The organism is Sphingomonas sp. BL-S-25 (assembly GCF_055521555.1).
The window spans coordinates 4,444,842-4,458,473 of record NZ_CM145486.1 but is presented as its reverse complement, the minus strand read 5'-3'; the positions used below and the strand labels follow the sequence as shown (position 1 = coordinate 4,458,473).

Below are 13,632 nucleotides of genomic sequence, written 5' to 3'. Positions count from 1 at the left end.
GGGGGAATTCGATGCGCATTTTCACTGCATTCTTGCTGGGTGCCAGCTGCCTTATCCTGGCGGGGGCGGCGCAGGCTCAGGACCGCGATCCTTGCGGTGCCGGGCTGGTTTGCGCCAGCAATCCGGCCACCGTCATGCAGGCGATGGAGAAGGCGGGCTTCGAGCCCAAGATGACCAAGGATGACAGCGGCGATCCGATGATCGAAAGCGATGAGGCCGCCTATCATTTCGACGTCTATTTCTACGGGTGCGAGAAGGGCAAGAACTGCGACTCGCTGCGGTTCGAGGTGTTGTTCAAGGAAGAGGATGACAACACCCTCGAACTGGCCAATGGCTGGAACAAGAAGAAGCGCTTCCTCCAGGCATCGATCAAGGATGGCCGCTTCGTCGCCGCTTATGATCTGGCGACGATCGGCGGTGTGAACCAGCGCAATTTCGCCGATGTGCTCGACTGGTGGAAGTCGATGCTGGGTGACCTGGCGACCTATTTCAAGGAAACGCTGCCGACGCCGGTCGTACCGCCGCCGCCGGTGCCGCCCAAGCCGCGCAAATAGCAGGGCAAGCGATCACCGCTCAACGCTCGGTGAGGCGCGGCATCAGCTCGACGAAGTTGCAGGGGCCGTGGCGACTGTCGAGCTGGTCGCGGAGAATCCCATCCCAGCCGTCTTTCACCGCGCCGGTCGAGCCGGGCAGCGCGAAGATATAGGTACCGCGCGCGACGCCGGCGGTCGCGCGCGACTGGATCGTCGAGGTGCCGATCGTCTGGTAGCTGAGCCAGCGGAACAGCTCGCCAAAGCCGGGAATCTCCTTGTCCCACACCCGGGCGAGCGCCTCGGGCGTCACGTCGCGGCCGGTCACGCCGGTGCCGCCGGTCGTCAGGATGCAGTCGATCTGCGGATCGTCGATCCAGTCGTCGAGGCGGGCGACGATCAGATCGGTGTCGTCGGCGACGATCGCGCGATCGGCCAGCACATGGCCTGCCGATTCCAGCCGCGCGACCAGCGTGTCGCCCGACCGGTCGTCGGCTGCGGTGCGGGTGTCGGAAACGGTCAGGACAGCTATGCGAACCGGCTGAAAGACCCGCGTCTCGTCAATTGGCATTGGGACCCGTGGCGATGCGTGACGCCTGCTGCCGTCCCGGCATGCGGATGGCGGGTGCGCCGGGCAGGCCGGGGAAGCGCGGCCACATGCCCTCGACCAGTGCGCCGCGGCTCGTCGAGCCGCGGCCTTCCTGCAACTCGTACATCCAGTAGTTGCGCAACACGATCATGACGTAGCCGCGCGTCTCCCAATAGGGGATGCTCTCGATATAGAGCAGCGGGTCGCCATTATCGCGCATGCCCGCATTCCAGGCCTGAACCGGGTTCGGCCCGGCATTATAGGCGGCAATGACCTTGGGCAGCAGGCCGCCGGTCATCGACGAATCGCGCAGCTGCTCGAGATAGGATTGGCCGATCTCCATGTTCACCGACGGCTTGGTCAGGTCGGACGCGGCATAGGTGACGCCGCGGCGGCGGCCGACATCGATCGCGGCGCCGGTTCGGACCTGCATCAGGCCCATCGCCCCCGCGGCGCTGCGAACGCTGGCGTTGAACCGCGATTCCTGAAGCGTATGGGCGTAGACCAGGTTGCGATCGACCCGCCAGCCGCCCGCGGGCGCCCAGTTGGGCGCGGGATAGCGCGCCTCGATCAGCGGCCGGGCACCGGCCGGGCCGTTATGCGACAGCCACAGCTGGGTCTGGGGCAGGTTCATGCGACCCGCCAGCCGAGTGAGCGCGGCGTGATCCTGGGCATCGCCCAGCTTCGCCTGATGGCGCAGCACCTCGTCGGCCATGTCGGTCTCGCCGATCTCGATCAGCGCCGCCGCCGTGCGCACATTCGGACGGCCTTCCAGCCGGCGCCAGTCGGCCGCGATCGCGCGGTTGCCGGAGAAAGGCTTGTCATCGATCCCCAGCGACTGGCGCGCGAGCAACCCGTAGAAGGTCTCGCCATATTGCGCGGCACCGTTCAGATGCCCCGCGACCCGGTCGGGCCGGCCGCACGCCATGTCGGCACGCGACGCCCAATAAAGCCCCGCCGAGCGCAGTTCGACATCGTCGGCGCGCTGCGCCACCGTCTCGAATGCGCGGCCCGCGCCTGCGCAATCCTTTTGACGCCATGCCGCCAACCCGCTGATCCAGCTGGCCGGGGCGGCCCAGGCGCCCGATCCGCGCTCGGCCTTTTCGGCGACGCGGCGCGCATTGGCGTCGTCACCGGCGACATAATAGATCCAGGCAGTCTTCTGCAGCCATTCGGTGCGCGACTCGTCCGTCAGGTCCGGGCTGAACCGCTCGACCAGCGCCTCGGCCGACACGCCGTCATCGGCCTTGATGAAGGGCTGCATCGCCAGCGCGACTTCGGTGGCGGCGCTGTCGGACCGGACCGAGCGGGTGCGCTTGCGCACCGGCGCCGCGTCGAACCAGATCAGCCGCTGGACTGCGGGAAGCTGGGGGAGGGCAGTCGCGCCGCGCGTGCTCGCCATGCGGCTGATCTGCGCAGCCTGGGGCAGGTCGGGTGCGGCGGACAGCAGCGCCATCAGCGGCGACAATTCTGCCTTGGGTGATGTCTTGGCGGTGAAGATCTTCGCGCGGGCGATGGCGTGAAGCGGGCCGGCTGGCATCGCGTCGAGCTGCGCCATCGCATCGGCCCAGCGCTCGGCACGGATCGCGGCGAAGATCGCGCGATACTGGCGGCGCTGTTCGGAATCGAGCTGATCGGGAATGCCGTCGCGCAGATCGGCCTCGGCGGAGGCGGCGCTCGCTGCGCCGTGCGCAGGTGCCGCATCGGGAACCGCAACCGCCGCCGCATCTTCCGATGCGAGGATAGCGGGAATGCCGAGATCCTCGGCATGGGCATGCACCGGTGCAACGGCCAGCGTTGCCGCCATGACGATACGAAGGTTCACTGGCCAGTCCCCCGACTTAACAGCAGTAAGTGCCTCCACGCTTCCGCCTTGGCCGCAGGCCGTTCCAGCAGGAAGCGAGGATGAAAGCTTGCCACCGCCGCTATACTCGCCGGAAGACGTTGAACGTCCCCTTTAGGTTCCGTCGTCTCATCGCCATTCGTCCCGTCCAGTACACGCCCTGGCGATTGGCCGAGCAATAACAGGCGTTTAGGTTGCGCGAGCGAGACGTGGTGCCGGGCAAGCTCGATCAGCCGGGCCTCATGATCCGGGCGGATGCGCCCGCTGAGCGGACGGGCCCAGGCGAGCGAGGCGAGATAGACCGACTCGCGCGATTCGCCGATCGCGGCCAGCATCCGGTCGAGCAACCGGCCCGGCGGGCCGCCCATCAGGCTATCCTGATCCTCGGGTTCGGGCAGGTCGGTCAAAATCATCAGCGAGATTGTCTCGGGGGCGACCGGCGCGATGCGCGGGGTCATCCATCCCGCCTCGGGCGCGGTGTCGCCCATCCGCCAGGCGACGAAGTCCTCGAGCGTATCGGGCAGCGTCTCGACGACCGGTTCCGCTACGGCGGCACGCGATTCCGGGACCGGCGGCGCCGGCGGCAGCGCCAGCCAGTCGCGCGCGTCGTCGTCCGCCAGCATGTCGACGCCGGCGTCGGACCACCAGTCCAATGCGCTTGCGATGCTGCCGCGCCAATCGTGAGTCAGTTCCACCCCCATAGAATCCGCATAGGCTCCTGCCTTGACGGCACGGTCAATTAGGCTTCATCGGCAAGAGGACAAGACGTGGCGCCTGCGCGACGACAGGCGGCGCGGCGCAGGACGCGCCGATGGGTTGAGGAGATTGTGATGACCGAACGCGAGTCGATGCCCTATGACGTGGTGATCGTCGGTGCCGGGCCCGCCGGGCTTTCGGCGGCGATCCGGCTGAAGCAGATGGCGGTCGAGGCGGGCAGCGAGTTGTCGGTCTGCATCCTGGAAAAGGGATCCGAAGTCGGTGCGCATATCCTGTCGGGTGCGGTGATCGATCCGCGCGCGCTGGACGAGCTTCTGCCCGACTGGCGCGAGGATGGCTGCCCGCTGGCGAGCACGCCGGTGACCGAGAACCATCACTGGACGCTGAGCGCGACCGGCAAGTCGGCGATGCCCGAATTCCTGACCCCGCCCTATCTCCATAACAAGGGCACTTATACCGGCAGCCTCGGCAATCTGTGCCGCTGGCTGGCGGGCAAGGCCGAGGAACTGGGCGTCGAGATCTTCCCCGGCTTCGCCGCGGCCGAGATCTTGTTCAACGAGGACGGATCGGTAAAGGGCGTCGCCACCGGCGACATGGGCGTCGCCAAGGACGGCACGCACAAGCCCGACTATCAGCCGGGTCTGGAACTCCATGCCAAATATACCTTCTTCGGCGAGGGCGTGCGCGGCCATCTGAGCAAGCAGCTGATCCGTCAGTTCGAGCTGGCGCGCGATTCCCAGCCGCAGGTGTATGGCATCGGCATCAAGGAATTGTGGGACATCGATCCGGCCAATCACGTGCCCGGCCGGGTGATCCACACCCAGGGCTGGCCGCTCGACGACGACACCCAGGGCGGCGGCTTCCTCTATCATCAGGCGGATGGTCAGGTCGCGCTCGGCTTCGTCGTGTGGCTCGATTACGCCAATCCCTATCTCTCGCCGTTCCAGGAAATGCAGCGCTGGAAGACGCATCCCGAGATCGCCGCGGTGCTGAAGGGGGCCAAGCGCGTCTCCTATGGCGCCCGCGCGATCAGCGACGGCGGCTGGCAGGCGGTTCCGAAGCTGGTCTTCCCCGGCGGCGCACTGCTCGGCGATTCGGCGGGCTTCCTCAACGTGCCGCGGATCAAGGGCACGCATATGGCGATCAAGAGTGGCATGCTGGCCGCGGAGGCTGCCTTTGCCGCGGTGCAGGAGGGGCGCAGCGCCGACGAGCTCGACGCCTATACGCGCGGCTATGAGAGCAGCTGGATGTATTCGGAGCTGCGCGGCGTCCGCAACGTCGTGCCGCTGGTGAAGAAGTTCGGTGCGACCTGGGGTACGGTGTTTGCCGGTGTGTCGATGTGGAGCGAGTTGCTCGGCCTGCGCTGGCCGTTCACGATGAAGCACAAGCCCGATTACAAATATATGCATCTGGCCGCCAATTCGAAGCCGATCGCCTATCCCAAGCCAGATGGTGTGCTGACCTTCGACCGGCTGTCGTCGGTGTTCCTGTCGGGCACCAATCACGAGGAGGACCAGCCGGTCCACCTGACGCTGAAGGACCCGGACGTTCCGATCCGGGTCAATCTGCCATTGTATGCCGAGCCCGCTCAGCGTTACTGTCCGGCAGGCGTGTATGAAGTGATCGGCGAGGGCGATGAGGCCCGGTTCCAGATCAACGCGCAGAACTGCGTGCACTGCAAGACGTGCGACATCAAGGATCCCAGCCAGAACATCAACTGGGTGGTTCCGGAAGGCGGCGGAGGCCCAAATTATCCGAACATGTAAGCGTATGGGCATCGGGATCGCGGCACTGCTGGCCGCCGCGCCGGCGCTTGCCCAGAGCGTCGATCCCGCCGTCTATGTCCGCGCACGCGCCGCCGCCGAGCGCGGCGATGCGGTGACCGCCGCGCGCGGATTCGCGGCGGCGCTGACCGCCTCGCCCAATGATGCGGACATCGCGCTGCTCGCCTATCGCCAGGCGCTGGCCGCGGGCGACTATTCGCTGGCGGAGCGTGCCCAGGCGGCAATGGCCCGCGCCAATGCCGCGCCTCTCGATTCGTCGATCCTGCGCTATTCGCTCGCGCTGAAGGCGGGCGACCGCGCCGGGGTCGACGCCGCGCTGGACCGGCTGGCGGGCGGTCCGCTCAATTTCATGGCCCCGGTGCTGCGCGCCTGGGTCGCGCAGGATCGCGGCGGCGATCCTTTCGCCATTCTCGACACCGCATCGGGGGTGCTGGGCAAGCGCTATGCCACCGAGCATCGCGGGCTGTTGCTGCTGTATCGCGGCCAGGTCGAAGAGGGGCTGGCCGTGCTGCGTCCGCTGATCGCAGCGCCGCGCAGCGACGACCTGCGGATCGATGCCGCCTTCCTGCTCGGGCTGTCCGGCAAGCGCGGCGATGCGCGCGACCTGCTCGTCGGCGACGGGGCGCAGGCCAGGGCGCTGCGCGACCGGCTGGGCCGGGGCACGACCAAGCCGGGGGCTGGACTCGGCTCGGCCTGGCTGTTCCTGAGCATTGCCGCCGATCTGGCGGGCGAACAGGCGCCCCCCGAAGTGTCGGTGCTGCTGACCCGCTCGGGCCTGCTGCTCGAACCGGGCGACGACCGTCTGCGGCTCTACCTGGCCGAGGCGCTGTCCAAGCTCGGCATGACCGATCTCGCGCTGAGCGTGCTGGGCGAGGTTCGCCGCGACAGCCCCTTTGCCCAGGGCGCGATCGTCAGTCGCATCTCGGTCCTGGATCGTGCGGGACGCGAGGGCGAGGCGCTCGGGCTGGCGAAGATCCAGGCTGAGCGGCGCGATGCCGGCTGGCAGGATGCCGCCACCTATGGCGATCTGCTCGCGGATGAGGGGCAGCATGCCGCCGCCGCGACTGCCTATGGCGCCGCGGTCGATCGCGGGGGCGCCGAGAGCTGGAGCCTTCACTATCGCCGCGGCGTCGCGCTGGACGCGGCGGGCGACTGGCCGGGCGCTGAGGCCGCGCTGCGCAAGGCGATCGAGCTTGGCCCGCGCGAGGCTCAGCCGCTCAGCATGCTTGGGACGGTGATGGTGCGCCGCGGAGGGGATTTGGCCGAGGCGCAGTCGATCCTCGAGCGCGCCAACCGGCTGAAGCCCGACGATGCGACCATCATCGATTCGCTGGGTTGGGCTTATTTCAGTGATGGTGACATCACGCGCGCGCTGCCGCTGCTCGAAAAGGCGGCGCGTGCCGATCCGGGCGGCAGCCTGGTCAACGAGCATCTGGGCGATGTTTACTGGCAATTGGGGCGCCGGGTCGATGCGCGCTATGCGTGGAATGCCGCGTCGATCTATGCCGATGGCAAGACGGCCGGCCGCATCGCCGCCAAGATCGAGAATGGACCGCGTGCCCTCAACTGATTCGAGCTTCGACCCGATTGCCGAACCCGCCCGTGCCAAGCTCAACCTGGCGCTGCACGTCCGCGCGCGACGGCCCGACGGCTATCATGAGCTGGAGACGCTGTTCGCCTTCGTCGAACTGGGCGATGTCGTGCGCGTTCGGCCGGGCAATGGGTTTACAATAACCGGACCCTTCGCTGGCGCGCTGCAGGGCGAGGGCGACAATCTGGTCACGCGCGCCGCTGCCCGCTTTGCCGAGCGGTTCGGCGGCGGCCCCTGGGCGATCGAGCTCGAAAAGCACCTGCCGGTGGCCTCGGGGATCGGCGGCGGATCGGCCGATGCCGCCGCGACGCTGCGCGCGCTGGCGCGGTTGCAGGGCGTGGCGATCGACGACCTCTATCCGATCGCCGATGCGCTGGGATCGGACGTGCCCGCCTGTCTGTTCGGCACCACCGCGATCGGCACCGGGCGCGGCGAGCGGCTCGATCCGATCGAAGGGCTGGCGGGCCAGCCCGTGCTGATGGTCAATCCGGGTGTCGGCGTATCGACCGCCGAGGTGTTCCAACGCTGGGACGGCGTCGATCGCGGGCCGATCGGTGCCGGCGGCCTCCTGGACCGCGCGAGATCCGGGCGCAACGACCTGGAGCCCCCGGCGCGAGCGATCGCGCCGGCAATCAATGCGGTGCTGGCGGCACTGGGCGAGCAGCCGGGCGTGATCCTGGCCCGCATGTCCGGATCGGGCGCGACCTGCTTCGCCCTGTTCGACAGCGTCGAGGCGCGGCACAACGCGGCGCTGGCGGTCGCGCGGCCGGGCTGGTGGCTGGCCGAGACGGCTCTGGTCTGAGCCGCGGGATGACAGCCGCGCCGCGATCGGGCAGAGCGGCGCGATGATCCAGCTCGAGCGCGACGGCGCGATCGCCACCCTGACCCTCAACCGGCCCGAGGCGCGCAACGCGTTGCCGATCGCCGGCTGGCAGGCGCTGAGCGAGGCCGCCGCCAGCCTGGCGGACAGCGACGCGCGAGTGGTGATCCTGCAGTCGCACGTACCGCTGATCTTCTCCGCCGGTGCCGATATCGCCGAATTCTCCCGCTTCGAGGCCGGCGATGCGACGCGTTTCCGACTGGCGATGCGCGGCGCGATCGAGGCGGTCGCCGCGCTGCCGATGCCGGTGATCGCTGCGGTCGACGGCGGATGCTATGGCGCGGCGGTGGCGCTGATCCTGGCGTGCGACCTGCGGGTGGCGGGGCAGGGCGCCCAGTTCGCGGCGACCCCGGCCAAGCTGGGTATCGGCTATCCGCGCGAGGACGTCGCCCGGCTGTCGGCGCAGATCGGCCGCGGCAATGCGTCGCGGATGCTGTTCAGCGGCGAGATCGTCGAGGCAGTCGACGCCCATGCGATGGGACTGGTCGAACTGCATTGGGAAGATGCCGGGCCGCTGGCGCGGACCTTTGCCGACCGGATCGCCGCAAACGCGCCGGGGGCGATGCGCCTGTTGAAGCGTGCGCTGACCGACCCCAGCGATGCCGCGCTGGACGATGCGTTCGATGCGTGTTTCGACAGCGAAGAATTTGCCGAGGGGCGGGCGGCGTTCCGCGAGCGTCGCCGGCCGGTGTTCCAATGAGCGTCGCTCCGGCAGAGATCATCGACGGCGCGGCGCATCGACTGTTGCTGCTGTGCGACCATGCCTCTGCCCATGTGCCGGACGATATCGACCTGGGGATCGATCCGGCGCTGCTCGACCTGCATATCGCGATCGATATCGGTGCGGCCGACGTCACCCGCGCGCTCGCCGCACGGCTGGACGCGCCTGCGATCCTCGGCACGATATCGCGACTGGTGATCGATCTGCACCGCGAGCCCGATCATCCTGGATTGATTCCTCAGGCCAGCGATGGCCATGAGATACCGGGCAATGCTCAGATCGATTCTCAGGATCGGCTGAGGCGCTTCCATATTCCCTATCACGCGACGATCGAGCAATGGATCGCGGCGCGGCGGCCCCAGTACATCCTGTCGATCCACAGCTTCACCCCAAAGCTGGAACAGGGCGGGATCGATCGCCCGTGGGAGATCGGCATCCTGTACAATGAGGATGCGAGGATCGCCCGCCCGGCGATCGAATGGCTGCGTGGTCGCGGGCTGATTGTGGGCGATAACGAGCCCTATTCGGGCAAGGCACTGAACGCGACGCTGAACCGGCATGCCGAGGCTAACGACATCCCCTCATTTGCCGTGGAAATCCGCAACGATCTGATCCGTGACGCCGCGAGCGTTGGTCGCTGGACCGGGATAATCGGGGAACTGGCTGAGCATCTGGGCGAGGTACTCGGTAAATGATTCTATTTCAGGATAATCAGACGGTTATCGGAATGTTTGCAGGGTCGATGTCATGATTCCGGCTGGGGTCCCTGTCGTGACCGCCGAAGCGATGCGGGCGGCGGAGGATGCGCATTTTCGCAGCGTGCCGCAGCTTGACGTGATGGAGCAGGCGGGGGCGGCGATCGCCCGGGAGGCGGTGCGATTTGCGATGGGCCGTCCGATCCTTGTTCTCGCAGGTCCCGGCAATAATGGCGGCGATGCCTTTGTCGCCGCACGACTTTTGCGGGCCGGCGGGCAGGACGTTGCGGTGGCAGCGATGGGCGAACCCCAGACCCCGGCCGCCCGCACCATGTTCGAACGCTGGGAAGGGGCGACCACCTCGCTCTACAAGGCGCGGCCGAGGCCGGTGCTGATCGACGGCCTGTTTGGCACGGGAATGAGCCGTGCGCTCGATCGCGGCCCCCGCGCCTTGCTTGCCGATCTGGCCAAGGGCGCCGAGTTCAGTCTGGCAATCGATCTGCCCTCGGGCCTGGAGACCGATAGCGGCGCCGATTTTGGCGCGCCTCGCGTCTCGGCCACGGTCGCGCTCGCCGCGCTGAAGCCGGCGCATGTGCTGGCGGCGGGGCTGGAGAAATGCGGTCATGTCCTGCTGGCGGATATCGGCATCCCGGTCGAGTCCGCGTGGCACAGCCTGGCGCGTCCCCGGATCGAGACGCCCGGTGCCTTCGACCATAAATATAGCCGCGGCATGGTCGCGGTGATCGAGAATGCGATGCCCGGGGCCACCCGGCTGGCGGCTGGCGCGGCTGCATCGGCCGGGGCGGGCTATGTCATGCTGATCGGCACCGATCCCGCGAGCCGGGTCGATGCGATCGTGCGCAAGGCGGTGGCGGGTGCCGAGGATCTGGCCGATGCGCTAGGCGATCCGCGGATCGGCGTGGTGGTCGCCGGACCTGGCCTGGGCCGCGACCGGCGTGCGGAGGGCATGTTGAAGGCGGTGCTTGCGACCAGCCATCCGTTGGTGCTCGACGGCGATGCGCTCAGCCTGCTCGGCCGCAATGCCGCGCGCTGGCTTCAGGCACGAACCGCGCCTTCCTGGCTGACCCCGCATGGCGGCGAGTTCGACCGGCTGTTCGGCGAGGAGGGCGGGAGCAAGATCGACCGGACGCTGGCCGCCGCCGCAGAGGCGCAGGCGACGATCGTCCACAAGGGCGGCGACACGGTGATCGCCGATCCGCGCGGTGCGGTTCGGGTGGCGGCGCATACCTCGCCCTGGCTGTCGACGGCGGGGACCGGCGACGTGCTCGCCGGGCTGCTCGCGGCGCGCGTCGCGTGCGGCGATGATGCGCTGGTAGCGGCGGAGACAGCGGTCTGGCTCCACGCGGCGGCCGCGCGTCATGCCGGTCCGGCCTTCGTCGCCGATGCGCTGGTCGGCCATATCCCCCAGGCGATGTCGGAGTGTCTGTGATCGAGGAAGAAGTCATTCGCGTCGCGGCGCGCGGCGACGGCGTGACCGCCGATGGCCGCCATGTGCCGCTGGCGGCGCCGGGCGACCGCGTCGCTGCCGATGGCACGCTGACGCCCGGGCCGCACCATCAGATTCCGCCCTGCGGGCATTTTCCCGAGTGCGGTGGCTGCCAGCTCCAGCATCTCGACGATGCCAGCTGGAGTGGGTTCATCGTCGAGCGGATCCGCGTCGCGCTGGCGCAGCACGGGCTGGAGACCGAGATTCGCGCGCCGTCGCTGTCGGCGCCGCGCACCCGTCGCCGCGCGACGCTCCATGCCGAACGGCGCGGACGGCAGGTGCATCTGGGCTTCACCGAACAGGGCAGCCACCGCCTGATCGACCTGGACGAGTGCCATATCCTCGATCCGCGGCTGTTCGCGCTGCTGGGGCCGCTGCGGGGCCTGCTCGCGACCGTGCTGCCCGCCAGCCGGCGGATCAATGTCCAGCTGACCCTGACCGACCAGGGCCCCGACGTGCTGATCGACGGGGTCGAGGCGGAGGGGCTCGCCGCGGCGGAAGCGCTCACCGCCTTCTCGCAGCGTCACCAGCTCGCGCGACTGGCGATGGACGAGGGGCTGGGGCCGACCACGCGCTGGGAGCCCGACCCGGTGACGATCACGCTGGGCGGCGTGCCGGTGCCGTTCCCGCATGGCAGCTTCCTCCAGGCGACGCCGGAGGGCGAGGCGGCGCTGGTGTCGGCGGTCCGCGAGGTCGCCGGGGGCGCCGCGGCGATCGCCGACCTGTTCGCCGGGCTGGGAACCTTCGCCTTCGCCTTCCCCTCATCGAAAGTCTATGCGGGCGAGGCTGCGCGCGATGCGGTCCTGTCGCTGAAGGCTGCCGCCGGACGCGCGGGGCGGCAGATCTTCGCCGACCATCGCGACCTGTTCCGCCGTCCGCTGACGACGCGGGAGCTCAACAATTTCCAGGCAGTGGTGATCGATCCGCCGCGCGCCGGCGCGAAGGAGCAGAGCGCCGAGATCGCCGCCTCGATCGTCCCCAAGGTAGCCTTTGTTTCCTGCAATCCCAGCACCTTCGCGCGCGATGCGGAGATTCTGTGCAAGGGTGGCTATGCGCTCGACTGGATCCAGCCGGTCGGCCAGTTCCGCTGGTCGACCCATGTCGAGTTGGCCGCGCAGTTCACCCGTCAGGGATAGTCGGCGCGCAGGAAATAGAGGCCGTCGGACGGCGCGTTGAAGCCGAGCGCGGCGCGGTCGCGTGCCGCCAGCGCTATGCCCATGTCATGGGGCGTCCACTTGCCCTGGCCGACCAGCGCCAGGCAACCGACCATCGAGCGGACCTGATGATGAAGGAAGGACCGGGCCGAGGCGAAGACGCTGATCCGGTCGCCCTCGCGGACGACATCGAGCCGGTCGAGCGTGCGCAGCGGACTGTCGGCCTGGCAATGGGCCGAGCGGAAGGTGGTGAAGTCGTGTCGGCCGACCAGTTGCTGAGCGCCTTCCTGCATCGCATCGGCGTCGAGCGGGTTGGGGACGCGCCAGGCCAGCCCCTTCTCGAAGGTCAGCGGCGCGCGGCGCTGGACGATGCGATATTCATAGTGGCGCGCCAGGCACGAGAAGCGCGCATGCCAGTCGTCGGGCACGATTTCGCATCCCAGGATCGCCACGGGGTTCGGCCGCAGCCGGGCGTTGAGCGCCTCCATCAGGCGGAACGGGGCGATGTCCTTGGCGACGTCGCAATGCGCACGCATCTCCAGCGCGTGGACGCCGGCATCGGTGCGCCCGGCGGCATGGACCAGCGCATCCTCGCCGGTGATCGCGTGCAGCGCATCCTCGATCGCCTGCTGCACGCTCGGCCCGTGATCCTGATGCTGCCACCCCATGAACGGCCGGCCGTCATATTCGACCGTGAGCGCAAAGCGGGTCACAGCTGCGTACCCACCGGCAGTGCGAAACCGCGCAGCAGCTCCCGAGACGTCATGACGCCGCGTCCCGCCCGCTGGATCCGCGTCGGCCGGATCGCGCCCCGCGCACAGGCGATGGTCAACTGCTCGTCGATCACCGCGCCGGGCGCACCCGAGGCCTCGACGATGTCCGCGGCGTGCACCCGGAAGCGCTCGCCCGCGACTTCGAAGAAGGCGCCGGGCGCAGGATTGAAGGCGCGGACCTGCCGCTCGACGGCCTCGGCCGGCTGGTCGAACGCCAGCCGCGCCTCCGCCTTGTCGATCTTCGGCGCATAGGTCACGCCTTCCTCGGGCTGGGCAACGGCGGGATGGCCATCGAGATCGGCAAGCACCGTCACCATCAACCGCGCGCCCATCGCGCTCAGCTCGTCCGTGAGGTCGCCCGCGGTCTTGCGATCGATCGGCGTCCGATCCTCCAGCCGGACCGGGCCGGTGTCGAGCCCGGCTTCCATCTGCATGATCCCGACCCCGGTCTCGGTATCGCCGGCCAGGATCGCGCGCTGAATCGGCGCGGCGCCGCGCCAGCGGGGCAGCAGCGAGCCATGGACATTGAGGCAGCCATGACGCGGCGCCTCCAGCACCGATACCGGCAGGATCAGGCCATAGGCGGCGACCACCGCGACATCGGCATCCATCGCCGCGAACGCCTCGACCGCATCCGGCTCCTTGCGGAACGACAATGGCGTCCGCACCTCGATCCCCAGCGCCTCGGCGCGGGCATGGACCGGGGAGGGGGTCAGCGCCTTGCCGCGACGGCCGCCGGCGCGCGGTGGCTGGCTGTACGCAGCGACGATATCGTGGCCCGCCTCGACCAGCGCATCGAGCACCGGCACGGCGAATTCGGGGGTTCCCATGAAGATGATCCGCATTGC

Annotated in this window: 13 protein-coding genes; 8 read left to right on the top strand and 5 right to left on the bottom strand. The window is 68.7% G+C overall.

All coding sequences use genetic code 11. The features are described 5' to 3' along the window. The first annotated feature begins 11 nt into the window (after positions 1-11). A complete protein-coding gene (locus ACZ1H8_RS21540; protein WP_465179288.1) occupies positions 12-554 on the top strand; it encodes a YbjN domain-containing protein in 543 nt (180 codons plus the stop codon). Positions 555-573: 19 nt separating this feature from the next. On the opposite strand, the gene moaB is transcribed toward ACZ1H8_RS21540, so the two are convergent. The 3 genes from moaB to ACZ1H8_RS21525 are packed head-to-tail and all read right to left on the bottom strand — an operon-like array spanning position 574 to position 3,663. After that, positions 574-1,101, bottom strand: a complete 528-nt coding sequence (gene moaB / locus ACZ1H8_RS21535) for a molybdenum cofactor biosynthesis protein B (RefSeq protein WP_465179287.1) — start codon at positions 1,099-1,101, stop codon at positions 574-576. Beyond that, a complete protein-coding gene (locus tag ACZ1H8_RS21530) occupies positions 1,091-2,944 on the bottom strand; it encodes a lytic transglycosylase domain-containing protein (protein WP_465179286.1) in 1,854 nt (617 codons plus the stop codon). The genes moaB and ACZ1H8_RS21530 overlap by 11 nt, the downstream gene beginning before the upstream one ends. Then, a complete protein-coding gene (locus ACZ1H8_RS21525; RefSeq protein ID WP_465179285.1) occupies positions 2,941-3,663 on the bottom strand; it encodes a uracil-DNA glycosylase family protein in 723 nt (240 codons plus the stop codon). Before ACZ1H8_RS21525 ends, ACZ1H8_RS21530 begins: the two co-directional genes overlap by 4 nt. 129 nt (positions 3,664-3,792) lie before the next feature. On the opposite strand from ACZ1H8_RS21525, the gene ACZ1H8_RS21520 reads away from it, so the two are divergent. The 7 genes from ACZ1H8_RS21520 to ACZ1H8_RS21490 all read left to right on the top strand — a co-directional run bounded on the left by ACZ1H8_RS21520 (position 3,793) and on the right by ACZ1H8_RS21490 (position 11,993). After that, positions 3,793-5,445: an electron transfer flavoprotein-ubiquinone oxidoreductase gene (locus tag ACZ1H8_RS21520; protein WP_465179284.1), complete on the top strand. Its 1,653-nt coding sequence runs from the start codon at positions 3,793-3,795 to the stop codon at positions 5,443-5,445. A 4-nt stretch (positions 5,446-5,449) separates the two neighbouring features. Then, positions 5,450-7,033: a tetratricopeptide repeat protein gene (locus ACZ1H8_RS21515; protein WP_465179283.1), complete on the top strand. Its 1,584-nt coding sequence runs from the start codon at positions 5,450-5,452 to the stop codon at positions 7,031-7,033. Further along, entirely contained in the window at positions 7,020-7,856 is an 837-nt protein-coding gene (locus ACZ1H8_RS21510) for a 4-(cytidine 5'-diphospho)-2-C-methyl-D-erythritol kinase (protein ID WP_465179282.1), read from the top strand. The genes ACZ1H8_RS21515 and ACZ1H8_RS21510 overlap by 14 nt, the downstream gene beginning before the upstream one ends. Before the next feature lie 43 nt (positions 7,857-7,899). Further along, positions 7,900-8,634 carry an enoyl-CoA hydratase/isomerase family protein gene (locus ACZ1H8_RS21505; protein WP_465179281.1) on the top strand — a complete coding sequence of 245 codons (735 nt, stop codon included), beginning with the start codon at positions 7,900-7,902 and terminating at the stop codon, positions 8,632-8,634. Further along, positions 8,631-9,350, top strand: coding sequence for an N-formylglutamate amidohydrolase (locus ACZ1H8_RS21500; RefSeq protein WP_465179280.1), 720 nt, complete (start codon positions 8,631-8,633; stop codon positions 9,348-9,350). The genes ACZ1H8_RS21505 and ACZ1H8_RS21500 overlap by 4 nt, the downstream gene beginning before the upstream one ends. Before the next feature lie 76 nt (positions 9,351-9,426). After that, entirely contained in the window at positions 9,427-10,800 is a 1,374-nt protein-coding gene (locus tag ACZ1H8_RS21495) for an NAD(P)H-hydrate dehydratase (protein WP_465179279.1), read from the top strand. Next, positions 10,797-11,993, top strand: coding sequence for a class I SAM-dependent RNA methyltransferase (locus tag ACZ1H8_RS21490; protein WP_465179277.1), 1,197 nt, complete (start codon positions 10,797-10,799; stop codon positions 11,991-11,993). The genes ACZ1H8_RS21495 and ACZ1H8_RS21490 overlap by 4 nt, the downstream gene beginning before the upstream one ends. Here the strand turns inward: ACZ1H8_RS21490 and truA are convergent. Together truA and fmt are read right to left on the bottom strand one after the other, a co-directional pair. After that, complete coding sequence (gene truA, locus ACZ1H8_RS21485; protein WP_465179276.1) at positions 11,984-12,724, bottom strand: tRNA pseudouridine(38-40) synthase TruA; 741 nt, start codon at positions 12,722-12,724, stop codon at positions 11,984-11,986. The two genes, ACZ1H8_RS21490 and truA, sit on opposite strands and share 10 nt — an antisense overlap. Further along, the gene (gene fmt, locus ACZ1H8_RS21480) at positions 12,721-13,629 is read right to left on the bottom strand and encodes a methionyl-tRNA formyltransferase (RefSeq protein WP_465179275.1); all 909 of its coding nucleotides are present in this window, start codon (positions 13,627-13,629) and stop codon (positions 12,721-12,723) included. The genes truA and fmt overlap by 4 nt, the downstream gene beginning before the upstream one ends. Between the last annotated feature and the right edge of the window lie 3 nt (positions 13,630-13,632).

What these genes read in the sequence shown, in the direction of transcription:
- ACZ1H8_RS21540 (WP_465179288.1), top strand. Translation starts at nt 12, where the DNA reads ATGCGCATTTTCACTGCATTCTTGCTGGGTGCCAGCTGCCTTATCCTG.
- ACZ1H8_RS21500 (WP_465179280.1), top strand. Translation starts at nt 8,631, where the DNA reads ATGAGCGTCGCTCCGGCAGAGATCATCGACGGCGCGGCGCATCGACTG.
- ACZ1H8_RS21515 (WP_465179283.1), top strand. Translation starts at nt 5,450, where the DNA reads ATGGGCATCGGGATCGCGGCACTGCTGGCCGCCGCGCCGGCGCTTGCC.
- ACZ1H8_RS21505 (WP_465179281.1), top strand. Translation starts at nt 7,900, where the DNA reads ATGATCCAGCTCGAGCGCGACGGCGCGATCGCCACCCTGACCCTCAAC.
- ACZ1H8_RS21520 (WP_465179284.1), top strand. Translation starts at nt 3,793, where the DNA reads ATGACCGAACGCGAGTCGATGCCCTATGACGTGGTGATCGTCGGTGCC.
- fmt (WP_465179275.1), bottom strand. Translation starts at nt 13,629, where the DNA reads ATGCGGATCATCTTCATGGGAACCCCCGAATTCGCCGTGCCGGTGCTC.
- ACZ1H8_RS21525 (WP_465179285.1), bottom strand. Translation starts at nt 3,663, where the DNA reads ATGGGGGTGGAACTGACTCACGATTGGCGCGGCAGCATCGCAAGCGCA.
- moaB (WP_465179287.1), bottom strand. Translation starts at nt 1,101, where the DNA reads ATGCCAATTGACGAGACGCGGGTCTTTCAGCCGGTTCGCATAGCTGTC.